The 25378-nt window shown below is 47.6% G+C and carries 21 protein-coding genes, 3 tRNA genes and 1 riboswitch; of the genes, 19 read left to right on the top strand and 5 right to left on the bottom strand.

Going from position 1 to position 25378, the window contains the following annotated elements:
* Positions 1-417: 417 nt before the first annotated feature.
* The 3 genes from QZ375_RS10705 to QZ375_RS10715 all read right to left on the bottom strand — a co-directional run bounded on the left by QZ375_RS10705 (position 418) and on the right by QZ375_RS10715 (position 816).
* Positions 418-504 (bottom strand) — tRNA-Leu (locus QZ375_RS10705).
* A gap of 82 nt (positions 505-586) precedes the next feature.
* Positions 587-673, bottom strand: a tRNA-Leu gene (locus tag QZ375_RS10710).
* Between the two features lie 56 nt (positions 674-729).
* Positions 730-816: transfer RNA gene (locus tag QZ375_RS10715), tRNA-Leu, on the bottom strand.
* Positions 817-982: 166 nt separating this feature from the next.
* Here QZ375_RS10715 and QZ375_RS10720 point away from each other — a divergent pair.
* The 10 genes from QZ375_RS10720 (at position 983) to QZ375_RS10765 (ending at position 10656) form a co-directional block, all read left to right on the top strand.
* Positions 983-2113, top strand: a complete 1131-nt coding sequence (locus QZ375_RS10720) for a cysteine desulfurase family protein (protein ID WP_295218907.1) — start codon at positions 983-985, stop codon at positions 2111-2113.
* A 50-nt stretch (positions 2114-2163) separates the two neighbouring features.
* A complete protein-coding gene (locus QZ375_RS10725) occupies positions 2164-2601 on the top strand; it encodes a DUF5680 domain-containing protein (RefSeq protein WP_295218910.1) in 438 nt (145 codons plus the stop codon).
* Positions 2602-2648: 47 nt separating this feature from the next.
* The gene (gene thiI / locus QZ375_RS10730) at positions 2649-3833 is read left to right on the top strand and encodes a tRNA uracil 4-sulfurtransferase ThiI (RefSeq protein WP_295218913.1); all 1185 of its coding nucleotides are present in this window, start codon (positions 2649-2651) and stop codon (positions 3831-3833) included.
* A gap of 30 nt (positions 3834-3863) precedes the next feature.
* Positions 3864-4445, top strand: coding sequence for a CinA family protein (locus QZ375_RS10735; protein WP_295218916.1), 582 nt, complete (start codon positions 3864-3866; stop codon positions 4443-4445).
* On the top strand, positions 4418-5806 hold the full coding sequence (gene srtB, locus QZ375_RS10740; RefSeq protein ID WP_295218918.1) for a class B sortase: 1389 nt from the start codon (positions 4418-4420) through the stop codon (positions 5804-5806). Before QZ375_RS10735 ends, srtB (QZ375_RS10740) begins: the two co-directional genes overlap by 28 nt.
* Before the next feature lie 60 nt (positions 5807-5866).
* A complete protein-coding gene (gene srtB / locus QZ375_RS10745; protein ID WP_295218921.1) occupies positions 5867-6682 on the top strand; it encodes a class B sortase in 816 nt (271 codons plus the stop codon).
* 102 nt (positions 6683-6784) lie between these two features.
* Entirely contained in the window at positions 6785-7867 is a 1083-nt protein-coding gene (locus tag QZ375_RS10750) for a SpoIID/LytB domain-containing protein (RefSeq protein WP_295218924.1), read from the top strand.
* Between the two features lie 89 nt (positions 7868-7956).
* The gene (locus tag QZ375_RS10755; protein WP_295218926.1) at positions 7957-8517 is read left to right on the top strand and encodes a hypothetical protein; all 561 of its coding nucleotides are present in this window, start codon (positions 7957-7959) and stop codon (positions 8515-8517) included.
* Between the two features lie 95 nt (positions 8518-8612).
* On the top strand, positions 8613-9911 hold the full coding sequence (locus QZ375_RS10760; RefSeq protein ID WP_295218929.1) for a potassium transporter TrkG: 1299 nt from the start codon (positions 8613-8615) through the stop codon (positions 9909-9911).
* A gap of 43 nt (positions 9912-9954) precedes the next feature.
* Positions 9955-10656 carry a TrkA family potassium uptake protein gene (locus tag QZ375_RS10765; protein WP_295218958.1) on the top strand — a complete coding sequence of 234 codons (702 nt, stop codon included), beginning with the start codon at positions 9955-9957 and terminating at the stop codon, positions 10654-10656.
* A 252-nt stretch (positions 10657-10908) separates the two neighbouring features.
* Here the strand turns inward: QZ375_RS10765 and QZ375_RS10770 are convergent, their stop codons facing one another.
* The gene (locus QZ375_RS10770) at positions 10909-12603 is read right to left on the bottom strand and encodes a peptide ABC transporter substrate-binding protein (protein ID WP_295218932.1); all 1695 of its coding nucleotides are present in this window, start codon (positions 12601-12603) and stop codon (positions 10909-10911) included.
* 302 nt (positions 12604-12905) lie between these two features.
* On the opposite strand from QZ375_RS10770, the gene QZ375_RS10775 reads away from it, so the two are divergent.
* The 8 genes from QZ375_RS10775 (at position 12906) to QZ375_RS10810 (ending at position 22751) form a co-directional block, all read left to right on the top strand.
* Positions 12906-16412 carry an endo-1,4-beta-xylanase gene (locus tag QZ375_RS10775; protein WP_295218935.1) on the top strand — a complete coding sequence of 1169 codons (3507 nt, stop codon included), beginning with the start codon at positions 12906-12908 and terminating at the stop codon, positions 16410-16412.
* A 317-nt stretch (positions 16413-16729) separates the two neighbouring features.
* Entirely contained in the window at positions 16730-17242 is a 513-nt protein-coding gene (locus QZ375_RS10780; protein ID WP_295218938.1) for an HAD family hydrolase, read from the top strand.
* Positions 17243-17250: 8 nt separating this feature from the next.
* A riboswitch (TPP riboswitch) is annotated at positions 17251-17357 on the top strand.
* 57 nt (positions 17358-17414) lie between these two features.
* Entirely contained in the window at positions 17415-18056 is a 642-nt protein-coding gene (thiE, locus tag QZ375_RS10785; protein WP_295218940.1) for a thiamine phosphate synthase, read from the top strand.
* Entirely contained in the window at positions 18053-18850 is a 798-nt protein-coding gene (thiD, locus tag QZ375_RS10790) for a bifunctional hydroxymethylpyrimidine kinase/phosphomethylpyrimidine kinase (RefSeq protein ID WP_295218943.1), read from the top strand. Before thiE ends, thiD begins: the two co-directional genes overlap by 4 nt.
* 24 nt (positions 18851-18874) lie before the next feature.
* A complete protein-coding gene (thiC, locus tag QZ375_RS10795) occupies positions 18875-20188 on the top strand; it encodes a phosphomethylpyrimidine synthase ThiC (protein ID WP_295218945.1) in 1314 nt (437 codons plus the stop codon).
* 157 nt (positions 20189-20345) lie between these two features.
* A complete protein-coding gene (locus tag QZ375_RS10800; RefSeq protein WP_295218947.1) occupies positions 20346-20780 on the top strand; it encodes a transcriptional repressor in 435 nt (144 codons plus the stop codon).
* Positions 20781-20835: 55 nt separating this feature from the next.
* On the top strand, positions 20836-21378 hold the full coding sequence (rbr, locus tag QZ375_RS10805) for a rubrerythrin (RefSeq protein WP_295218949.1): 543 nt from the start codon (positions 20836-20838) through the stop codon (positions 21376-21378).
* Between the two features lie 77 nt (positions 21379-21455).
* Positions 21456-22751 (top strand): chloride channel protein, encoded by a 1296-nt coding sequence (locus QZ375_RS10810; protein WP_295218951.1) that lies wholly within the window; start codon positions 21456-21458, stop codon positions 22749-22751.
* 102 nt (positions 22752-22853) lie between these two features.
* Here QZ375_RS10810 and QZ375_RS10815 read toward each other — a convergent pair whose 3' ends face one another.
* Positions 22854-23609 (bottom strand): SDR family oxidoreductase, encoded by a 756-nt coding sequence (locus QZ375_RS10815; RefSeq protein ID WP_295218954.1) that lies wholly within the window; start codon positions 23607-23609, stop codon positions 22854-22856.
* 232 nt (positions 23610-23841) lie between these two features.
* Between QZ375_RS10815 and QZ375_RS10820 the strand changes: the two genes are divergently transcribed.
* Positions 23842-25236, top strand: coding sequence for a hypothetical protein (locus tag QZ375_RS10820; RefSeq protein ID WP_295218956.1), 1395 nt, complete (start codon positions 23842-23844; stop codon positions 25234-25236).
* Positions 25237-25378: the final 142 nt, after the last annotated feature.

Raw genomic sequence — 25378 nt, forward strand, 5'->3', positions numbered from 1 at the left:
TATTTTAGCAGATTTCGCCTCGCTTGGCTAGTGTTAAGTTAATGACATTGGAGTGTGAGAGGGGGGAAAGCAGAAAACCGCCCCGGCTTGCCAGCCGAAGCGGTTTCTAAAAAAGGGCGCACTACCCCCTTGTATCTTGAGGGCTTGAAATTTGCCCGTTTGGGGTTTCGTCAATCTATCTATGATCCTGCCGGAAACTTCTACACTTCCGACAACGGGGAAAAAGGGTGTAAAACGAAAAAAAGCGGGGCTCCCGACCTGAAAAATCAGGCGGAAACCCCGCTATGACGGATTTTACTGCGGTTTGCTGTTTGGACATCTACGGTAAAACCGTTTTTCGGATTTTCCGTCCAAAAGCCCGCAAACCCGCATGAATGCTGAAAAAAATTGGGTGACATCTTTTTTGTCACCCAATCATGGTGCGGATAAGAGGACTTGAACCTCCACCCCCTTGCGAGGACTAGCACCTGAAGCTAGCGCGTCTGCCGATTCCGCCATATCCGCATATGCAATTGAATCATTGATTTCGATCCAATTGATTTTTTAAGTGCTTTCCAAATACACACTTGATAAACCAGAAAACATGTGGTGCGGATAAGAGGACTTGAACCTCCACCCCCTTGCGAAGACTAGCACCTGAAGCTAGCGCGTCTGCCGATTCCGCCATATCCGCATATATAAAGTTTTCTGTTTTCTCAATGTGTAACTCATTTGGTTGCAACACTATTATGGTGCGGATAAGAGGACTTGAACCTCCACCCCCTTGCGAGGACTAGCACCTGAAGCTAGCGCGTCTGCCAATTCCGCCATATCCGCATGTTTCTGTCACATTTTCAGCGACAAGAATTATTATATCACATCCAAAATCATTTGTCAAGTACTTTTTTTCATTTTTTTCGAATTTTTTTGCAGCCCTTGCACATTGCCTTTGACTGTGTTATAATAGTACTATTCTTGGAGCGAAAAGAAGGGAAAATCGAAGATGGAACATTACCTGGACAATGCTGCTACCACGAAACCGTGTGCAGAAGCAGCAGCCGCAATGATGCGTTGTATTTCGGAATATTATGGCAACCCGTCCTCACTGCACAGCAAGGGGCTGGAGGCACAGCACGAAGTAGATGCTGCAAGGCAGATCATTGCCGATGCATTGGGCTGCAAATCTCAGGAGCTGTTATTCACCTCCGGTGCAACGGAGAGTAATAATCTGGCACTGCGCGGCGCAGCAGCGGCATATGGACGGAAACGCAAAAAAATTATCGTCAGTGCCGTGGAGCACGCTTCTGTGAAACAGACTCTGGCATATCTGGAAACAGAGGGCTTCACTATTGTGCCGGTAGCGCCGGGGGCAGATGGATTATATCACCCGGCAGATTTTCTGGCGCAAATTGATAAGGATACCTGTCTGGTCAGTATGATGATGGTCAACAATGAAAATGGGTATCGGATGCCCGTGGAAGAGGTGTTCCGTGCCGTAAAGCACCGTGACCCGGAGATCATCACTCACTGCGATGCCGTGCAGGGCTTTTTAAAAGTCCCTTTCCGGACAAGGACTTTGGGCGCTGATCTTATCTCTATCAGCGGTCATAAGGTGCATGGTATCAAAGGCGTAGGTGCGCTGTATGTGAAGCAAGGTATTCGGGTGAAACCGATTCTCTTTGGGGGACACCAGGAAAAGGGGATTCGTCCGGGTACAGAAAGTGCGCCGTTGATTGCCGCATTTGGCGCAACAGTGGGCGCACTAGCACCTACGTTGGATACACGCTATGAAAAAGTATCCCAACTGCGAAGTCATCTTCTAGAACTGCTCCGGACGCTGGATAACGTGGTGATCCGGGACATTCCTGATACATCGCCCTATGTGCTGAATCTTTCCCTACTGGGGTATCGTTCGGAAATTGTCCTGCACTATCTGGAAAAGCGGGAAATATATGTATCCAGCGGTTCGGCGTGTTCCAAGGGCGCCAGCAGTGGTGTGCTGGAAACTTTCGGCGCAAAGCCGGCGGAAGTAGACAGCGCCCTGCGGATCAGCCTTTGTGCGGAAAATACGGAGGAAGATTTAGCGGCATTGGCAGAGGGGCTGCGAGATGCCCAGCGGGAATTGATGCATTAAAATTGAAAAGAATACGAGAGAAATTTGAGCAGTGACAAAAGGAGTTTCTCATGAATGATATAACATCATTTTTGATCCGTGCGAAAAAAGCGACTTATGCAGGCAAGGGGAGTGAAACAACTTCTACACGACCGGAATCACACGACCTGATCTATCAGGAAGGTGACTATATGTATTACGATACCTACTTAGGCGGCGAGCAGTTTTCCGGTGAAGAAGCACTCTGGATCAATGGACATCCGTTTTGGAGCATGAACTATATCGGACGAGTGACAGGTGAAAAGTTCAGCGGAGATTTTTTGAAAGAAGCGCTGCAAAGAGTTCCTTCTGAAAAGCCATACCGGGGACCGGAACGGTATCAGAATGGTGACTATTCTTATCACTGTTGCACAGATGGAACATTTGAATGGTTCCAGGGCTATGAAGAAATATTTTATCTGGATCAGAAGATTTACGAATGCTATTTTCATGGCGGAAAAATTCGATAAAAAAGCTGATTGCTCAATAACATACATTATATAGAGGAGCTGTCAATATGGCAAAAGAACTGATTCTGGCAAAATACGGTGAAATGGCGTTAAAAGGTCTGAACCGTGGTACATTTGAAGATATTCTCATGAAAAACCTGCGCCGGCGGCTGAAAAAATTCGGTGCATTTCGTCTGACACGTGCCCAGTCCACCATTTATATGGAACCTCAGTCGGAGGACATCGACCTGGACGAGGTGCTGGAGCATTTGCAGTGCGTGTTCGGCATCGCTGCACTCTGCCGTGCCTGTGTCTGCGAAAAGTCCATGGAGGACATCACCGTAAAGGCAGTGCCCTATCTGGAAGAAGTACTGTTAGGTGCACGTACTTTTAAGGTAGAAGCGAAACGGGCAGATAAGGCTTTTCCGTTGAAATCCCCGGAGATCTGCGCCGAGTTAGGCGGCATTTTGCTGGAGGCATATCCTCATCTGGAAGTGGATGTACACCATCCGGATGTGACTGTTATGGTGGAAATTCGTGATACCCATGCTTTTGTCCATGGTGCCAATATTAAGGGTGCTGGTGGTCTGCCTGTGGGCAGCAGCGGAAAGGCATTGCTGCTTCTGTCGGGTGGTATCGATAGTCCTGTTGCCGGCTATCGCATGGCACGTCGGGGTATTCACATTTCGGCGATCCATTATGTCAGTCCGCCATATACTTCCGACCGTGCCCAGGAAAAGGTAGAACAGCTCTGTCAGGAACTGACGCCATACTGCGGCAACATTGCCTTTTTCTGTGTGCCCTTTACAGAAATTCAGGAGGCGATCAAGAAGTATTGCCCGGAGGAATATTTTACTGTCATTATGCGGCGTCTCATGATGGAGATCGCTCAGAAAATTGCAGAAAAGGACAACTGCCTTGCCCTGATCACCGGCGAAAGTGTGGGACAGGTGGCAAGCCAGACCATGCAGGCGATCGCTTGTACCGATGCCGTCAGCAAGATTCCGGTGTTCCGTCCCCTTATCGGTTTGGATAAAACGGAAATTGTGGAAACTGCCCGTGCTATTGGTACTTTTGAAACTTCTACGCTGCCCTATGAGGATTGCTGTACTGTATTTACGCCTAGGCATCCGAAAGTGCGTCCGTCTCTTGCGGATGTGGAAAAGGCACAGAACAAATTTGACTTCACGGAACTGGTGGAAAAGGCAGTGGCAGGTACTACCATGCGTGTTTTTGAATTAGACGAAAAATAATGTGAATTTGTCGAAAGGCGGTGTCAGATCGTGGGATATTTTCTGCTGGAAGAGGAAAAAGTATGTCATATTTATAAAGACACGGAAAAAGCACTTGACAAAACCATAGCGCATGTTGTACAATTATTAGATAGAAATCACCGAACCATTGCCACAGCAGAGAGTTGTACCGGCGGACTGCTGTCCCAGCTGATAACATCCGTCCCAGGTGCGTCCCACGTGTTTGAACTGGGACTGTGCACCTATGCGGAACGGATGAAGACCAGGCTGCTCGGCGTGCCGGAACAGCTGATCGCAGACTGTGGCGTTGTCAGTGCGGAAGTGGCTTCTGCTATGGTGCACGGTTTGCGGCAGCAGTCCGGGGCTGATCTATGTCTGTCTGTGACAGGACTTGCCGGACCCGGCGGCGGTACGCTGGAACAGCCGGTGGGTACGGTGTATGTGGGGATACTATGGGGTGAACAGGAGGCTGTTGCGCATTTGCAGCTTTGGCGGTACGGATTGCAGACACGGGAAGAAATTCGCTGTGGAACGGCAGTGTGTGCATTTGGTATCGCAGAACGTACCCTGATGGAGGAAGCAGAATGCAGGATGAAGAAAAAACCGCTGTAGCATCGTCTGATACGCCGGAAATCACGGTAGAGCAGAGCGAACCGACAGAAAATGCAGTGACAGCGGAACAAACTACGCCGGCAGATGCTTCTGAAAGCGCAGGTACAGACCCAGGTTCTTCTGAAACAGAGGCATTGCCGACAGAAGAAACCGATCTTTTGGAAGAACCAGAGGATAAGATCACAACGATCCGTACGACTCTGTTTCATATTGCCCAGGAGGAGGAAGATGAAGCTGTTTCGCTTCGTGTGGCATATCAGATCAAGCAGGTAAAGGAACGCAAGGAGCATCCCGAAAAGTTTCCGCCGCCGGCACCGCACCAGCTACCGAAAAAGCAAAAGCAGACATTCGGGCAGAAGGTCCTGTCCCTGTTGCCGCAGCACGGAGATCCTGGAGGAGAGATCGCAAGAAAATCCATCTTTCTCCTTTCTGTTTTGGTATTTCTGGTGTGTGTGGTGCTGATTATTCTTTATTTTGTGGATGTTCTCCGGACAGATGCTCTGTACGAGGACATCGGCAACAGCTATCATGCCAAACTGCCGGCATATACCACGGCTGTATCCCAGGATGAACCGGAAGAAGTTGAAGAAGAACCGACAGAAAAGATCTATACTCTGCTGCCCGGTGCAGAAGATCTGCTTGCCATGAACGAGGAAATCAACGGTTGGCTCTCCATTCCAGATACAAAGGTTGATTATCCTGTGCTCCATCACCTGGACGATGAACCGGGTAATGAATATTATCTTTACCGGAATGTACAGAAAGAAGATTCCAAACCGGGATCGATTTTTCTGGATTATCGCTGTTCCTTTGACCGGGTAGGTGAAAACGGTACATTGGAAGTGCCTAATTCGGATAATCTGATTATCTATGGGCATAACATGCGGGATCTCTCCATGTTTGGTATGTTGAAATATTACCGTACCGATGAAAATTATTATGAGCAGCATCCGGTCATCCAGCTCAATTCCAATTATGAGACCTATCAGTATCTCATTTTCGGCTATTTTATTGCAGATGCTGAAGATACCACGGATACCCGTTTTGATTATTGGAATGCCATCAATTTTGCGGATGAAACGGAATTTTATAACTATGTCAATGAGGTCAAGCGGCGGACGCTGCGCATCACCAATGTGGATGTGGAATATGGTGACAAGCTGTTGACTCTTTCTACATGTAATAATGCGTTTGATACGGCACGGCTTGTGATTGTGGCACGCCTTGTTCGTGAGGGAGAAGATCCGTATGAACGGGTCGCAGGCAGCACGCCAAATCCCAATATCAAATGGCCCAATGTGTATTATTTGTGGAATGAAAGGACATACGACCCCGATGCGCCCTTTGCACCTTATGGATAATGCGGAAAGTCTAACTTATCCTGGCATAATGGGCTCAAAAAGGAAATGAGGAAAAACACTATGAAGAAATGGCAAAACGGCGCAGTTGCGGCTGCATTGATGTTCTCGATCCTTGCAACAGGCTGCGGTGAAAAAATTGACCAGACTGCAAGCGTGGAAGTGACAACTCCCGCTGCAACAGAAGCACCTACTGAGGCACCAACAGAAGCGCCGGAACTGACAGAGCGTGCGAAAAAGCTCCTGGCACAGAATCCGGATACTGTAGGATATATTACCATAGATGGTACGCAGGTGGACAATCCTGTTGTGCAGACAACGGATGATGAATATTATTTGGATCATGGCTTTGACGGTCAGGAGTTCCGTGCTGGAACCGTGTTTATGGACTGCACTGATGTCTTTGGCGCAGATCCGGCAACATGGTCAGAGAATACCATTCTTTATGGACATAATATGGCGGATAATACCATGTTTGGTTCTCTCCGCCGGTATCGTCAGGATCCGTCCTACTATAAGGAAGCACCGTTTATCACATTTAGTTCCAACTATGCGGACTATACTTATGTGATCTTTGGTCTGATCATTACAAGCGGCAATGCTGACTCTGATTTCCTGTATTGGCAAATGGAGGAACTGGACGATAAGGCAACTTTTGACAGCTATGTCAATTCCGTAGAATCCAAAAATATGATCGACAATCCTTTGGATGTGCAGTTCGGAGACCATATTCTGACGCTCTCCACCTGCTATTCTGATGAGGATAATTCTCGTTTTCTGGTAGTGGCACGCCGGCTTCGTGAAGGCGAAGACACCGAGACACTGCTGACGACAATACAAGGAGGAGGGATAGAAGATTCAGTGCCTGCACAGGAATAACAGATTGCATTTGTCATTCTGTTTCGTGCACGACCGGAGAAAATTCCGGTACGCCTGTGCAGAATACTACCCGGCATTTGCCGGTCAAAATGGAGTTTTGATATGAAAATACGTTACCCACATGCAGGTATTGCCATTGCCATTGCAGCACTGCTTGCCGGAACTACCGCAGTCAGTGCTTACGCAGTACCCGAGATTGTTTCTCCTGTGACGGAGACAGCGGCGGCGGAAAGCGGCGATACCCTGTGGAAAGCTGAAATTTCAGATTACGATTCCAGCTTATCATTGGTACAATACGAAGAAGTGAACCCATCGGAAGAAGAAATTGGTGCCATGGAAGAGGCTACAACACCAAAAGCAATGGAATCCTTGGCTTCCTCCGATCTTTCTGGTAACACAAATATAGGCGCAGCTGCCTCTCTTGGCGCTGCAAAAGCTGGACAATTTGCGTTTACCACGTACGGATATGGACATTGTGTGGGCATGAGCCAGAATGGTGCAAATTATTACGCATCTTACGGCGGTTACGACTACCAGTCCATATTGTTCCACTATTATCCCGGTACCACTCTGGTACAGGAAAATGCTGGCGGTACAATTACTGCCAACGGTGTAACCGGAAGCATTCTGGACATCATCTCACAAATCGTTTATAATGAGATGAGTTCTACTATGCATCCGGAGGCAATGAAAGCCCAGGCAGTAGCTGCCTATACATACATCATGTATAACGGCGGCAGCGTCAACAACGTGATCTTAAAGCCAAATCCACCGCAGAATGTCATTGATGCAGTTTCCTCTGTGCTCGGACAGGCACTCTATTACGACGAGAGCTATGCTTTGACAGTCTACGGTGCATCCAGCGGCGGTGCGACTGCAAACTCGGGTGATGTCTGGGGAACACAGTATGATTATCTAGTAAGCGTTCCCTGCGATTATGATGCGGTATATGATCCCAATTATGGTGTGGTCACCTATATGTCAATTGACGAAGTTCGCTCCCGCATCCAAAGCGCCTATGGCATTATGCTTTCCTCGAATCCGTCTAACTGGATCCAATTGGAGGTAGGCGACAGCGGATATGTGCGGTCAGTGACGATCGATGGTCAGAAAACCGTGAACGGGGACTCCTTCCGGGGTGTTCTTGGACTGCGAAGCCCACGGTTTGCTTATATTTGTGGTTGATAATTGAAACATTCGGGAATCAATTGACGGCAGATCGTCATATGATAGATTATGCAATCGCAATCAAAGGATACCAGGAGGTACGACATATGGATTTTCGTGATCAGTTTCGGAAAATGAGCGATGATGTAGGAAAAGTGGCAAAGGAAGTTGCTGATTCTTCTAAAAAAGCCGCTGCACGTGCAAGAATTCGTCGAATGATCAATAGCTGTAATGAATCTCTTGAAATGATCTACAAGGAAATCGGATCCAGATATTATGTAGAAAATCAGTGCGATCCGGGAGAACAGTATGCCGGGCTGTTTCAGCAGGCAGCTGATCTTATTGCACAGATGGACGTTTTGAAATCGGAACTGGCTGGATTGGACAATGCGACCATTTGCCCTTCCTGCGGTTCGAAGGTCAATGATCTGCAAAAATTCTGTCCGGAATGCGGCTGTAAAAACACTTCTTACGGTAAGTGGAAGGCAGAAGCAGAGGCAGAGGAAGCTGCACGTCGTGCCGCAAAGGAAGCCGAACAGGCGGAACGTGCTGCACGCAAGGCTGAAAAAGCTGCGCAGACAGAAGTATATGAGACAACTGCGGAAGCAGTTCCTACGGAAGATATGATTCCTCCAGTGGATGCGACCGCTTGCTTGGAAGAAGAATAAAATTCAGATTCGGGAATCAATGCCGGTGCGCACGGACAGTGTGCGCCGGTTTTTTGCGATAAATTTTTCGCAGGGAAAGGAGGATGGAGCAAAAAATGAAATGGAATAAACTGTTGACACCAGGGCGCATGATCGCCTTGGGATTTGCTTTACTGATACTGTTGGGAACAGTATTGCTGGCACTGCCGGTCTCACATCAGGAAGGGAAAACACTTTCTCTTGTTGATGCACTCTTCACGGCAACCAGTGCAGTCTGTATTACCGGGCTTTCTGTGATACAGTGCAATGCTGTTTTGTCGGGATTCGGGCAGACAGTCTTGCTGCTGCTGATCCAGATCGGCGGAATGGGTATTACGACGCTGGGTGTGGGGATTATTTTGTTGACTGGCAAAAAAATCGGTATCCGGGAGCGTTCACTGATTAAAGAATCGTTGAACCAGTCTAGCTTTCAAGGGATTCTCCGGTTGCTGAAGGTTCTGTTTTTTGTGACTTTTGGATTTGAATTGTTGGGTGCAGTCCTGGCGTTTCCCATTTTTGTTCAGGACTATTCTGTGGGACATGCCATCTGGCTCAGTGTGTTCCACTCTATATCTGCATTCAATAACGCCGGTTTTGATCTGCTTGGCGAAGACAGCTTGATGCAGTATCAGGATCATGTACCTATGCTGCTGCTCACATCCGGTCTGACTATCTGTGGTGGTCTGGGATTTTTCGTTATGTGGAATATTGTGCAGAAACGCCGATTCCACAAGTTTTCTCTGCACACCAAAGTGGTTTTAACTATGACAGGGTTTCTTCTGGTATGCGGAACGCTGCTGCTCCACGCAACGCAGGAAGGCCTGAACTGGGTGCAGGCGTTTTTCTATAGCACTGTGACACGAACTTCGGGCTTTTCGGCATTTTCCCTGGGAGACTTCTCCAATGCAGCTTTGCTTGTGATGGTATTGTTGATGTTTGTGGGGGCAGCCCCAGGCTCTACCGGCGGCGGTATCAAAGTAACAACTTTGTTTGTTTGCATCTGGTCGGCCATTGGTTACACCAGAAACCGTCATCCTACTGTATTCCGGCGGCGGATATCCCAGGAAGTGCGAGATAAGGCATTTATGATCTTTGTTATGGGACTGAGTGTCATTCTGACATCTACATTTTTGCTTTGCGTTCTGGAACCGGATGTGCCTTTTATCCACATTCTCATGGAAACCACATCGGCATTTGCGACTGTGGGTCTGTCCTGCGGGCTGACGCCGGAATTGTGCGGTTTGAGTAAGCTGGTGATCATCATTACCATGTATATTGGACGTCTGGGACCTCTGACTGTGGCAACACTCTGGATCATGCAGGGCAGGAATAATAACGAGGTATTGCGTCCGGAAGAAGCGATTTCAGTAGGGTAAAATTTCAATAGGATAAAAAGGAGGAAGTGCGGCTTTGGATGTCGTGCAGAATGTCATGAATTTGAAAAGAAGTGTATCGAAAGATGAAACATATGCTGTGATCGGTTTGGGCAGATTTGGATTTGCTCTGGCAAAACGGCTGGCAGAGGCAGGAAAAGATCTGATTGTCATCGATAAAAAGGAATCGGTCATCAACAATGCCATTACTTTTACTGATAACGCTTATGTGGTCAGTGACTTGTCAAAAGAAAATCTGCGGAATATTGGTATTCAGGACTGTGATACGGTAATCGTAGGAATCGGTGGTCAGATTGATGTGAGCATTCTTACGACGCTGACTGTCCAACAACTAGGAGTCCCCCATGTGATTGCAAAAGCAACCAGTGAGGAACAGGGGTGTGTTCTGGAAAAGCTGGGCGCTGAGGTGATCTATCCGGAACGGGATATGGGAATCCGTCTAGCAAACCGGCTTCTGGCACCGCATGTGCTGGAATATATCGCCCTGAGTGAGGATGTCAGCATTACAGAAATCTGTATTCCGGAAACTATCACCACTGTAACGGTACAGGAACTGAACCTGCGCCAGAGATATCGGCTGAACATTATCGCTATCAAGCATGGGGAAGAGGTCACAACAGATATTACACCCAATACGGCGCTCTATGCCAATGATATCATAGCAGTGGTGGGACGGCATGACCAGGTGAACCGACTGGAGAATGATTTGCAAAAAAAGAAACGCTGAGGATAAACCGATCTGAATTTTTATAAAAATAAGGGCTGTTGCAAGACAGCAAAACACAGAAAAGCAAGCACAATACAGGCAATATTGTAACACTTTTTTGGATTTTGCTGCTTACGACAGCCCTTGCCGTATCCGTACCGCTTTTTGGAAATCGGCGGCGGCATCTATCTCAAAGCAGGCCCTGCTGCTATTATTATTGTATGCAGCAGGACGAAAAATGCAACAAGGAAAGTTCTGGGGATTTTCAGAACCTTACTCAAAATGCTTGGCATTGCGGAAATTCAGCGCACCGGAAAAGGGATCATATCCGATGTCTGCATTGTTGGATCGTGTGATGCAGTACTGATTCTTGTAGAAGATGGGGATGAATTGTCCCTCGGTCAGGATTGCTTGTTCTAGACTTTGGCATTTTTGCTGTAATTCCTCAGAAGAGGCGCAGTTCTTCAATCCAGTAATTAGAGAATCTGTTGTGTGGCTGCTGTAATAGAACTGGTTCTCATCCGTTTCGAACTGTTCCAGCACAGAAGCAGGATTGTCATTGGAGCCAGTGATGCCGTAGACGGCAATGGTGTAATTTTTGTTGGCAATGCGTTTCCAGTAGTCGGATTCTGAGACCTCTTCGATCCCGATATAAAATCCGAAGATTTCTTGCCAGGTCTGGATAATGTCGTGGAGATTTTCGCAGTCCATGAGACTGGAGCAAACCAGGATCTTTGTGGAATCCAAAGACTCTATGTGTAGTTCTTTCATACCCTTCTGGAATGTGTCCACTGCGGCAGCAGCGTCATAGGCGGTTGCCGTCTCCGGTATCAGCTCTCGGTAGGATTTTCCGTTACAGTGCACATCCGGCGGAATGATTCCATATGCTGGGGACAGGTCACCACTGGAATTTTCACCGATGACAGAACGGTTGATGCCCATGGAAAGTCCCTTGCGGATGTTGGCGTTGGCAAAGGCAGTATTATCCGGGTTGAAGATCAGCCCCAGAGTGGTAACACGGCGGGATGTGACTGTGTAGCGGTCACTCTCCATATATTGCGGCTGATAGACCGATGTGGCAAGGACATCCGAAGAACCGTCTGCAAAATCCTCAGCCGTATTCTGACTGCTTTTTTTGATCTGGAATGTCAGATTGGCAGGATAGACGCTCCGTGCTTCAGTATTGGCAGAATTGCGGCGCATGTAGATGAGATTATCGCTGCCATATGGGTCATAAAACCACAGACGCAGATAAAATGCGCCGCAGGATGCCACACATTCCTGATCCAGCCCATAGCGTCCTTTTGTCTGGAGAAAGAAGGACTCGTTGCAGGGCATAGCTGCTGTAGAAGCCAGACGGTTGAGAAACTGGGTGTCCGGCTGATCCAGTGAAAATTGCAGCTGTGTGTCGCTGATTGCATTGACGCCGATCTGTGAACAATCCATCTGTCCGTTTTGAATGGCAGAGGCGTTTTTCAGGCAGGAAAACATGTCTGTATAAGGAGACTGCGTCTGGGGATCGAAGATCCGCTGGAACGCATAGACATAGTCCGATGCCGTCACTTGCCAGGATTCTCCCTCATCAATGACATCGTTTTGATTGGCATCATAATACCAGTAGCGGTTATTTTTTAACTGAAACGTATAGATCAGCCCGTCCGCAGAGACATTGACGCTTTCCGCAGCAGCCAGTTGGGGCGTGCCGGATTCGTCTAGTTCGACTAGCCCCTCGTAGAGGTTTGTAATGATCGTTTTGGAAGAAGCATCCGTTGCAGACTGTGGATCGAGGCTTTGGGGATTGGATGGTAGACTGACTGTAAAAAGATAGCCGGCGCCGTCGCTTTCCTGTTTCTGAAAGGGAAGCGAACAACCAGAGCAGGCAAGAAGCGTTAAAGATACAGTGACAAGAAATGCAAAACAACGCAGAGGTTTCAAAAACGGCATAATAATATCCTTTCTGAGAATCATAAAATATTGGAAAATCCTTCTGACAGCAGAGGAATGCTATAAGTATCATAGGAACGCTGTGTCTGCTGCATCTTCAGCGTATGCACAGCATACTATCATTATACCACGCTCCAAGCCGCAGTGCAAGAAGAAAACGCAAAATTTGTCTGATTTTGTGCATAAGCTGCTCTTTCAAAAATACTAATTTAATATTGACAAAATCTTCTTGAAATGATATAATATTTTATGCATTATGATACTATGGGTGTCATACGATGCAGTAAATTATTTTTATTATGAAAGGAACAAGAAAGGAGAAGAATATGATTTCAATTCGAAAAATTTTGGCAGCATTGACCTCCGGTGTGCTTGCTGTCAGCGGATTATCACTTTCCGCTATGACGAGTTCTGCAGCGCTGGAAGAACTGATGAATGATACTTTTGAAAGCGGTTACGGCGCATGGAAGGGTGTTGGTGCATCTCTGTCCCTGTCTACAGACCAGGCGCATGGCGGCAGCACATCCCTCTATTGCTATGACCGTACAGCCACATGGGGTGCGCCTCGCTGTTCTCTGTCTGGCATTGTGGCGGAGGGGCAGACTTATGAGATCTCTGCCAGCACCATGTATGAGGGCAGCGGTCAGCAAAATGTGGCAATCAAGATGATCTATACTGACGCCAGTGGTACAGATCACTATGACCAGGTAGCTGCTGCGCAGGCAACTGCCGGAGAATGGGTCACTATGACAGGCAATTATACGGTGCCGTCTGGTGCTACAGGCATGATACTCTATGTGGAGATGGCGAATGCCGGCACTGATCAGACTTATTACATTGATGATATTGTCATCAAGGGAGAAAAGACGGAGATTCAGCTGGATGACAAGTTTACCTCGGATTTTGAGGACAGTACGACGCAGAACTGGAAGAGCCGAGGCAGTGCTGCGGTGGAGCTTTCCACCAAGTATGCACACAGCGGCAGCAACAGTTTGTACGTCTCCGGCAGAACACAGCTGTGGAACGGCGCAACCAGAAGCGCCGCAGATATCATGGTGGCTGGCGGCTATTACAATGTGGGCTGCTATGTGCTCTATGACGGCGACCAGTACACTGATACGCAGAAGTTTTCCATTAACTTGCAGTATGATCTGAATGGCAAGGAAAACTATTACACCATTGCTACGGAAACCGCCAATAAGGGTGAATGGCAGTATGTGGGCAGTGAATTCACTGTGCCGGAGGGTGCAACGAATTTTTATGTCTATGTTCAGACAGGTTACACCAGTGCACCCAAGGATCAGGATATGATGAACTTCTATATAGACGATGCCATTGGCGAACATCTGCCCGACCCGACGATCCAGGACGATATCACCGCATTGAAGGATGCTTATTCCGATTACTTCAAGTTAGGCTGTGCAGTTGCCGGCTCGGAGTTTGCGCAAGGTGCAACAAAAGATCTGATCTTAAAGCATTATAACAGTATGACGCTGGGCAATGAACTGAAACCGGACAGTGTGCTGGATCAGGCTCTGTCTCAGAAGTACGTGGAAGAAGCCGGCGATGATACTATGCCCCAGATCTCCTTGAACGAGGCAGACGAAATGCTGAAATTCGCCGGAGAAAATGGTATTCCGGTGCGTGGGCATGTGTTGGTTTGGCACAGCCAGACGCCGGACTGGTTCTTCAAAGAGAATTTTGATTCCAACGGTGCATGGGTATCCAAGGAAAAGATGACACAGCGTCTGGAAAACTACATCAAGATCGTTATGGAAACGCTGGCGGCTGATTATCCGGATGTGGAATTCTACGCATGGGACGTGGTTAACGAGGCTGCTTCTGATGCAGGTACTATCCGGGATGCTGGTTCTAATAATGAGGTCAGCGGACAGTCTGCATGGGTGAAGGTATTCGGCGATCAGTCCTATATTCCGCTGGCATTCGAATATGCCCGGAAGTATGCGCCGGAAGGCTGCAAGCTGTTCTATAACGACTACAATGAGTATTCCCCGAATAAGCAGGCTTATATCATCAGCGACATTTTGACGCCGCTGGTTGAAAAAAATTTGATCGACGGTATGGGGATGCAGTCTCATATTTCCATGAGTTATCCTACCATTGATTTGTACAAGGATGCCATTCAACAGTATGCAGACCTGGGGCTCGAGATCCAGATCACGGAGCTGGATATATCTGAAAAGTCGAATGCGTATGCAGATCAGCTGGCACTGGCACAGCGGTATCAGGATGTATTCAAAATGTACAAGGAACTGAAAGATTCCGGTACAGACATTTCTGCTGTTGTACTCTGGGGTATTACAGACTCCACCAGCTGGATCGGCGGTTATCCGCTGCTGTTTGATAAGGATTATCAGGCAAAACCGGCGTATTATGCGGTAGTTGATACGGATTCCGAGGTGGAGAAACTTCAGACCATGACAGCATATCAGTATGATGGCACAGAAGCGGATCTAGAGCGTGCCTTGGAAATTGGTACAAAGCAGTATCTCAACAGAGACAACACAACTTATTTCAAGGCTGCGTGGAACGAGGATGGCATGGTCGTTCGTGTATATGATGCGTGCCAGGCAATCCAATTCAGTCAGGGCGATGTGATTTCTGTTCACCCAGATATCACCATCTATGGAGGCACAGAAAGTCAGACAGGTAGTATGCTGGGAACTGGTATGACAACACCTTCCCATGAATTTGAGGATATTACGATTCAACTGACTGGAAAACTCGGCGGTACTGTATATCTCGATGTGATGAATTGTGATGCCGCATGGAATGATACGGCTGCTGCAAAAAAAGAATACGATGCCTTTTTCAGCTATGGCGATATGGGATATAACAATTTGAAACCCACTTGTGGTATCGTTACCCTTGCCGCACAGCCCAACTACGCTGAGGCTACCAAGGCGGAAAGTCCTATCGAAATTGACGGTGTCATCGATGATGCCTGGGCAGATGCCAACACCATCGACATCAATAATTACTCCATGGGCAGCGGTGCAACTGGTACTTCTAAAATGCTGTGGGATGAAAACTATCTCTATGTGCTGACAGAAGTCAAGGATGCCAAGCTGAGTGCGGCAAGTGCCAACGCTTATGAGCAGGATACCGTGGAAGTGTTCTTCGACGAAAACAACCACAAAACTTCTTCTTACGAGTCCGACGACATTCAGTGTCGTATCAATTACGAGAATGACAAGACTGTCACGGATGGACGTTCTACAGATGCGTTTGTTTCTGCTGCTGCAAAGACCGCAGACGGCTATCTGGTAGAGGTTGCGATCCCGTATACCATTGGTTCTTTCCACGCAGATCAGATCGTGGGCTTTGATGTTCAGATCAACGATGATGGCACCGGTGATGGAAAGCGTACTGGCATTACCAATTGGAATGACCTGAGTGGTCAGGGTTATATTGACACCAGTGTATTCGGTGTGCTGAAACTAGTAGGTGATGGTACAGAGACGACAGGCACTACGACTACAACTACAACAGGTACTACAACTACCACAGAAACAACTGCAACTGCGGCAACAGATACAACAGGAAATTCTGATACAACCACAAATGGTGGCTCTCAGACAACAGTTTCTGTTGATGCAAGCGTGCTCTATGGTGACATTAACCTGGATGGCAGAGTAGACATCACTGACGCAGTTCTCTTGAACAAGGCGGCTGCCGGCGCAGTGAAGCTGTCCGATCAGGCGCTTCTGAACGCAGACTGCAATGCAGACAGCGAGCTTGGTAATAACGATGCCATTATTCTGCTGAAATTCCTGGTATCCTTGGTGAAATCCCTGCCCAGCGCAGAATAACCCATATAATTCAATCTGAACAAAAAATCGGACATTTCATGGCGGAATGTCCGATTTTGCTGTCTGGAGGATTATTGCGAAACGGTATCTTTTCTTTTGTTATGGCAATACCGCATAAAGATCGCACAGTATTGCCTATAAAGAATCACAACAGCTCTTTTGCGCAAAATACCAAAGGATTTTACTTGACAAATTGCTAAAAATCTGATACACTGATGAATAGAAGAGGTCACGTTGGATGGATGTACGTATTTTCAGTGGCGTGATGCCGCTTGCCGATGAACTGCGTTGACAGTTCGGAAAGGACGGTGCACTGTATGCTGCATGCAATTTGCTCGAAAAAGCAGCTTACCGCACTTGCATATTACGCTTTTGTGGCAGATATTCTGGAACATGCGAATATGCAGCAACTGAAACAATTTCGACACCATGTGCATACGACACGATTTCAGCACAGTATCAATGTTTCCTATTACAGCTATCTGATCTGCCGCCGGTTTCGCTGGGATGCGGTATCGGCAGCTCGTGCAGGTTTGCTGCATGATTTTTATTTTTATGAGACATGCGAATATGACCGCAGCACTGCTCCGGAACAAGCGTCTCACTTTGCCACGCATCCGCAGCTTGCCTTGTCTAATGCGGCAATGCAGTTTTCATTGAATGCAAAGGAAGAGGACATGATCGTCCACCACATGTGGCCGGTCGTGATGCAAAAGCCCCGGTGTAAGGAGGGCTTTGTGGTTGCCATTGTGGATAAGTATATTGCCATATTTGAGTATATGGCACCATTTTGGCAGCGTATGCGGCAGTCGCTTGTGGGACAAAACTGATACTAGTATGAGTAAAAAACGGGAGCTTGCTGGGCGCAGGCTGAGAGGAGACGCAGACGTCTCGACCGTACCTGATTTGGGTAATGCCAACGGAGGTAACGATGTGAGTCATTGTGAGCGTACCGCTGTTGGTGCGCTCATTTTTTCAAAACAGAAAGAGAGGAGATCAACTATGAAACTATCCCCATCCGCATTTCAATTGTATGCCATTACCGCACCGGCTGCCGATCTGACAGATCAGGTTCGTGCTGCCATTGCCGGGGGTATTACCATGCTGCAGATCCGAGAAAAAAACTGTACTACACAGCGACTGATCCAGCTGGCATATCCCATTGTTTCTATTTGCCGGAATGCTGGGATCCCCTGTATTATCAATGATGATGTAGAAGCGGCACGTGTCCTTGGGGCAGATGGTGTTCATGTGGGACAGCGTGATATGAAGCTGAAAAAGGCACGGGAAATTCTGGGTGAGGATGCCGTTTTAGGCACCAGTGCACATTCTGTGGAAGAAGCAATTCGTGCAGAACAGGAAGGTGCAGATTATATTGGCTGCGGCGCAGTATTTCCTACGGGTACAAAGTCCGATACATCTCATTTGTCCTTTGACACACTCTGTGCCATCCGAAAGGCAGTTTCCATTCCAGTGATTGCTATTGGCGGCATCAACACGCAGAATCTGCCTCAAATCTATGGCTCTGGCATTAACGGCATTGCAGTTGTCTCAGCCATTTTCGGTGAGCCGGATGTGCAGCAAGCTGCACGGACGCTGCGGCAGATGACCGAAGCCTTTCAGGAAATGGAGTGTACACAATGATGGTGCGCCATCCTGTATTGACCATTGCCGGGAGCGACAGCAGCGGTGGTGCTGGGGTGCAGGCGGATTTGAAAACCATTACCATGCTGGGCGGCTATGGTATGAGTGCCATTACGGCACTCACGGCACAGAATACCGTGAGTGTTCGTGGGATTCATGCAGTTCCGGCAGATTTTTTACGGCAGCAGATCGAAGCCGTATGCGACGATATTCTGCCTTTGGCAGTAAAAATCGGAATGGTCTATGATGTGCCGCAGATTCATGTGATTGCCCAGGCAATTCGGAAATATCAGCTGCATCATGTAGTGGTAGATCCGGTGATGGTCGCCACAAGTGGTGATGCTTTGCTGAAAGAGCAGGCACAGACTGCATTGCAAGAGGAACTCATGCCTTTGGCGGAGCTCATCACGCCCAATCTTCCTGAAGCACAGCGGCTCACGGGGTTGAAAATTACTTCGCCCATTCAGATGGAACAGGCGGCGGCGGAATTGTCCACACAGTATGAAACTGCCATTTTATTGAAAGGCGGACACTGCAACGGTGTCTGTAATGATCTGCTCTATGTATTCGGAGAATGCATCTGGATTCCTGGACAGCATCTGGAAACCAAAAATACGCACGGTACAGGCTGTACCCTGTCCTCGGCAATTGCCGTATTTCTGGCACAGGGCTTTCCCATGACGGATAGTGTGCGTCGTGCCAAAAATTATATTACACATGCCATTCAGGCAGGTCTGTCCTTGGGACACGGGCACGGGCCTATTGCACATAATTATGCTCTGCAGGAGCAGTAACTGTATAGGGAGGAATTTGATCATATGTCTACTTATGCAACACAGATGGATGCAGCAAAACAAGGGATCATCACGCCGGAAATGGAGACTGTTGCCAAAGATGAACATCTTTCTCCGGAATTGATCCGGGAGCGTGTGGCAAAGGGTACTGTCTGTATTCCAGCAAATATTTATCATAAGAGCCTGCATCCCGCCGGAATAGGTGAGGGCTTGCGGACAAAGATCAATGTAAATCTGGGCATTTCTGGGGATTGCCATGATTACTCTGCGGAATTTGAAAAGGTGAAGTTGGCACTGCAGTTTCACTGTGAAGCCATTATGGATCTGTCCAATTACGGAAAGACCCATACCTTCCGGAAACAACTAGTGGAAATGTCCTCTGCTATGATCGGTACAGTGCCTATGTACGATGCTATCGGTTATTTGGAAAAAGATCTGGCGGATATCAAAGCCACAGATTTCCTGAAAGTGCTGGAGGCACATGCCAAAGCCGGTGTAGACTTTCAAACTATCCACGCTGGTATCAATCGGCGTGCGGTAGAGGCACTGAAACGCCAGAAACGTACCACGAATATTGTATCCCGGGGTGGTTCGCTGCTTTTTGCCTGGATGGAAATGACAGGCAATGAAAATCCATTTTATGAATATTACGATGATGTTTTGGATATCCTTAGAACATACGATGTGACGATCAGTCTCGGTGACGCTCTGCGTCCCGGCTCCATTGCGGACAGTACTGACGCTGGTCAGATCTCGGAACTGGTGGAACTAGGCGCACTGACACAGCGTGCCTGGGAACGTGATGTACAGGTCATGGTAGAAGGCCCCGGTCATATGGCAATGGACGAGATCGCAGCGAACATGAAGCTGCAAAAGCGACTGTGTCATGGTGCGCCTTTTTATGTATTGGGGCCATTGGTAACGGATGTAGCACCGGGGTATGACCATATTACCGCAGCCATCGGTGGTGCCATTGCTGCCATGAACGGTGCAGATTTCTTGTGTTATGTGACGCCGGCAGAACATTTGCGTCTCCCGGATCTACAGGATGTAAGGGATGGCATCGTGGCTTCGAAAATCGCCGCTCATGCCGCAGATGTGGCAAAGGGACTGCCTGGTGCACGGGACTGGGACAATGCCATGAGTCGGGCACGCTGTGATGTGGACTGGGAGGGAATGTTCGCTCAGGCCATTGACCCCGAAAAAGCACGTAATTACTTTGAAAGTCGTCCGCCTCAGGATAAGCATACCTGTTCTATGTGTGGAAAAATGTGCGCTATGCGGACATCCAGCAAGATCCTGAACGGCGAGAATGTTTCTCTCTGTCCTGAGGAATAAGGGTAGGCTCTGCAAAGGCATCTGATTGCAGTGGATTTTTTGAGAAATCTCTTGACAAATGGTATCATACAGGATATAATCTTAATTAAGAACTGGTATTATTTAAGCTTTTATGCCAACATCTCTGTTTGATATGATTTTTTAAAGGATGATTTTTATGAAAAACCGCAACACGTTACAGCGCCGTTTGGTATTAGATACGGTACAGCGTATGCATAACCATCCAACGGCAGATGAGATCTTTCGTGAAATTGCAAAGGAAAATACACTGATCAGTAAGGCAACTGTTTACCGGAATTTAAAAATTCTATCTGAACAGGGGGGAATTCTGCATATCCCAATTCCAGATGGTGCGGATTGTTTTGATTTTAATACGATGCCTCATTATCATATGGAATGCCGGAAGTGCAGCCGGGTTTATGATGTAAATATGCCGTATCAAACGGATCTTTGCGATAAAATTATAAACGCCGACGGCTTTCTGATTGAATCACATCACATTGTATTCAGCGGTTTGTGTCCTGGGTGTCAGTTGCAGCCAGAGGAGACAGCCGAGGAGAATATATCAAAAGTTGTACAGGAAACTGTCTGATAGGAAAGTGATATTGTACTTTCACTTAGGCAGATTCAAAAAGGAGGACATGATCATGGCAGAACTGAAGGGAACACAGACAGAAAAGAATTTGCTGGCGGCGTTTGCTGGTGAATCTCAGGCGTATACGAAGTATACGTATTATGCCTCTAAGGCAAAGAAAGATGGCTATGTGCAGATCGGCAAGATTTTTGAAGAGACTGCAAGCAATGAAAAGGAACATGCAAAGATTTGGTTCAAGCTGCTGAATGGCGGTCAGATGCCGGAGACAACGGAAAATCTGAAAGATGCTGCTGCCGGAGAAAATTATGAGTGGACAGATATGTACCGTGAATTTGCTGAACAGGCAAAGGCAGAGGGCTTTACACAGATTGCCGCTTTGTTTGAAGAAGTGGGCAAGATCGAAAAGATGCATGAAGAACGGTATCGCAAGCTTCTGGCAAATGTGGAAGGTGACTGTGTATTCTCTAAGGACGGCGATGTGATCTGGGAGTGTGCAAACTGCGGTCACATTGTGATCGGCAAGAAGGCACCGGAAGTATGTCCGGTATGTCAGCACCCGCAGTCTTATTTCATGATCAAGGCTGAAAATTATTGATCGATTGATTTGAATTGGCAGAAGATCCTCTGTGGAGTTTTTCACAGAGGATTGTTTCTGTTCTGGGAGGGGATTCTTTGCGTAGGTGTAATGCTTTTGTGTCTCGCTGGAAAGGGCGGTTGCTGCACAGTGCTATTCATGTGATTTCTCATTTGCGGCTGCTGCTGCGATGGGTCATTTTTTCTGTAGTCACCGGGGGAATCGTGGGGCTGATTGGTGTTGTCTTTGTGTATGCCATCCAGTGGGTCACATCTTTTCGCATCGGGCATCCGTGGATCTTACTGACACTTCCGTTGGGTGGTTTGCTTATCGTCTGGCTCTATCGTATTACCCGGGATCAGAATGACCGTGGAACCAATATGGTGTTGGCATCGTTACGTTCGGAAGCGGAGCTGCCTGTGCAAATGGCACCATTGATATTTGTCTCTACCATTGTGACGCATCTCTGCGGCGGCAGTGCCGGGCGAGAGGGGGCGGCATTGCAGCTGGGCGGCAGCATGGGCAGCGTTCTGAGCCGGTTGTTCCGGTTGAACGAACGTGACAAACGAGTGCTGATCCTTTGCGGTATGGCGGCAGCATTTTCTGCGATTTTTCGGACGCCTATTGCAGCACCGATTTTTGCCATGGAAGTGGTCTGCGTTGGCGCAATGCACTATGCGGCACTTGTGCCGTGTACCATAGCATCCTTGACGGCTTCATGGCTTGCCGGAAAGCTGGGCATTCCTTTGGCGAAATTTGCAGTGGATGATGTGCCGTCGTTTCAGGTGATTCCTGCATTGAAGATCCTGCTGTTGGGGATACTTTGCGCCGTTATCAGTATTCTTTTTTGTATTCTGCTGCATCAAACGGAAAAACAGCTGCACAAACGAATACCGAACCCCTATCTGCGTATCCTGGCGGCGAGTGGAATGCTTTGGCTTTTGATTCTGCTGGTGCGAAACCAGGATTACTTAGGCATCGGTACGGATGTCATCGGACGTGCTATGGGCGGAGCGGCGGTCTGGTATGCCTTTTTTGCGAAAATGATCTTCACTGCTGTCACTCTGGGCGGCGGATTTAAGGGCGGCGAGATCGTTCCGTCCTTTTTCATCGGTGCCACTTTTGGGTGTCTGTTCGGGCAGATACTGAATATTTCGCCCTCATTCTGTGCTGCTGTAGGTATGGTGGGACTGTTTTGCGGCGTGACAAATTGTCCTCTGGCATCCCTTATGATCGCTGTGGAACTGTTTGGCGCTGCTGGTGCACCGTATTATCTGCTGGCAATTGCAGTGAGTTACTTATTGTCCGGTTATTATGGATTGTATGGGGAACAGACATTTTTGTCCTCAAAATTCACTGGTGCGCCGGTGAATCACAAGACCAGAAAACTGTAAAAGGCTGTTGCAAGAACAGTAAATTATGGGTATCAGGGCGTGTAATATCGCACTGGTTTTCCATGGACTTTGCTTGCAACAGCCTTTTTGTGTTATTATTTTTTATTCAGGCTTTTTTGCCGCCTGTACATGATAGAGGATGCGGGACAATATCTGTTCCGGAACTAGGTGGGAAGCGGCAATGCCCACACGCATCATAAGCCCAGGAATAATCAGCAGTTTTCCTGTAATTGCACCGAAAACAGCCTCTTTCGCCACGGCCTCTGGTGTCAGCGCCTTGATACGGAACTGCACCCCGGCACGGTCGTTGAAACCGGTATTCACAGGACCGGGACAGAGAATACTGATGGTGACCCGGCTCTTTTCCCGGCGAAGCTCTTCTGCAATAGCAAGAGACAGCCGTACCACGTAGTTTTTAGAAGCATAATAAGAGGAAAATAGTGGCCCTGTGAGGAAACCGGCGCTGGATGCCACATTGAGAATGCGTCCACTGTTTCGCTTTTTGAAATCCCGGAGAAACAGCTTTGTGAGAATGTGCAGTGTCCGGATGTTCACTTGGATCAATTCTAGTTCGTCCTGCAATGCCGTATCCGTAAATGCGCCATACACCCCGAAACCGGCATTGTTCACCAACAGGTCTACATGCTTTCCCTTGCAGAATTCGTACAATGTAAAGGGTGCCTGATTTTCTGCCAGATCCAATGCAATAGTTTCCACCGGAACCGGCAGGGTTTCTTTCAGTTCCTCCAATGCGGTTTCGCTGCGCCCAGTGAGAATCAGCGACCACCCTTTGCGACTAAGTTCTTGGGCAATCGCCTTTCCAATACCAGAAGTAGCTCCTGTGATCAATGCTTTCATGAAAAAACTCCCTTCTTTTGAAAAATATATTCATGATCTTTCTTATCCTTTACTATACCACAATATCCCGATAAAATCAATTCGTAATCAGATTTTTTTGATAATTTGAAAAAAATTTCGTGTAAGGTATGGACTTATTCGAAAAAATATAGTATAATAGATAAGTATCGGATCACGGCGGCGGAACTTGAAAGCCAAAACCGTGGAAATTATCTCGGAGGTATTAAGAAATATGTTCAAATGGAAAAAAGTGGCAGCAGTTCTTGCCGCAGCTGTAGCGACTGCTTCTTGCACTGCATGCAGCACATTCGGCAACAGCACAGCTTATGCAGTAACCATCGACGGCGTACAGCTGAAAGCAGGCGTTTATATCTATTATTCCTATGCTTCGTACATGGAACTGACTCAAACACTTCAATCAGAAAATTCTGAGCTGGATGTGGATGACGATGATGTAGTAAAAAAGCAGACTATGGACGGCGTCAGCGCAGAGACATGGATTCAGAATAAGACCATGGAATACTGCCAGCGTCATGTGGCAATTTCTCAGAAGTGTGAGGAATTGGGACTGGAACTGGACGAGGAACAGGAAACGGAGATTTCCGATACCGTTGAGGCGTTCTGGGAAAGTAACGGTGAGACCTATGAGAAAAACGGTATTTCCAAGGATTCTGTGACCCAGGTCCTGATAAATACATATCTGACCGATGAAGTATTCCTGTATTACTATGCTGTAGATGGCGAAGAAGGCGTTACAGAGGATGAACTGAAAGAATACTACGAGGAAAACAACGCTCGTGTACGGTATATCCAGTTCAATTTGACCGATGGAAACGGCGAAGAGCTGGAAGATGCCGGCAAGACGGATATGAAACACATGGTGGAGGATTATCTGGGCGAACTAAAAGCTCTCAAGGGTGACGAAGCGGCAATGGATGAGGAAATGGATGCCATCCAGAGCGAATATAATGCTTATGTAACTTCTATTTCCGAAGAAGCAGCTGCGGCAACTGCCACTTCTGCAACAGACGAGGAAGGCAATGAGATCCCAGCAGAAACCACTACAACAACTACTACCACTACAACTGCAGAGACAACGACTACTACCGTTGCAGAAGAATCTGCAGATACCACAGAAACTGCAGGTGCAGATGATGCAGCGGAGACAACTGCTGCTGAAGCGGCAGGGGAGGCAGAAACAACCGCTGCTGTGGATGAGAGTACTGGTGAAGAGGAAACAACCACTACAACTGCGCCGTATGCAAGCGAGAAAATCATTGCCAAGGTGACAACAGATGAAGATACGGATCCAGAAAATGTAACATATTCGCCATCGGAAAAGGCATATAATTTCATTTTCGATGAGGCAGAACTAGGTGTTCCGGCAATGGTAGAGGATGAGAATGCATATTATTTGATTGTTCGTCGGGATATTACTGCACGTATGACAGAGGATGATCTCTGGACAGAAGATCAGATCAATTCTGTGATTTCTGGGAAGTATGCGGATACCTTTGAGACCATGCTGGACGGATGGTGTGATGGGCAGAATGTGGAGAAGAATGATCGTGCGATCAAGCGGTATGATGCGTTCAAGATCGATATGGACAGCAGTCAGGCACAATGATGCTATAATAGAACAACGAGAAAGACTCGGCAGGAGACTGTCGGGTCTTTTTTATATCGTTGTGTTAGTATTGATATGTGTGCTGCATTGTGCAACCTACCTAAAATCCAACAAATAATCCGCAAAACATTCGACTTGACAA

Source organism: Ruminococcus sp., assembly GCF_019417665.1.
Taxonomy (GTDB): Bacteria; Bacillota; Clostridia; order Oscillospirales; family Ruminococcaceae; genus Ruminococcus_C.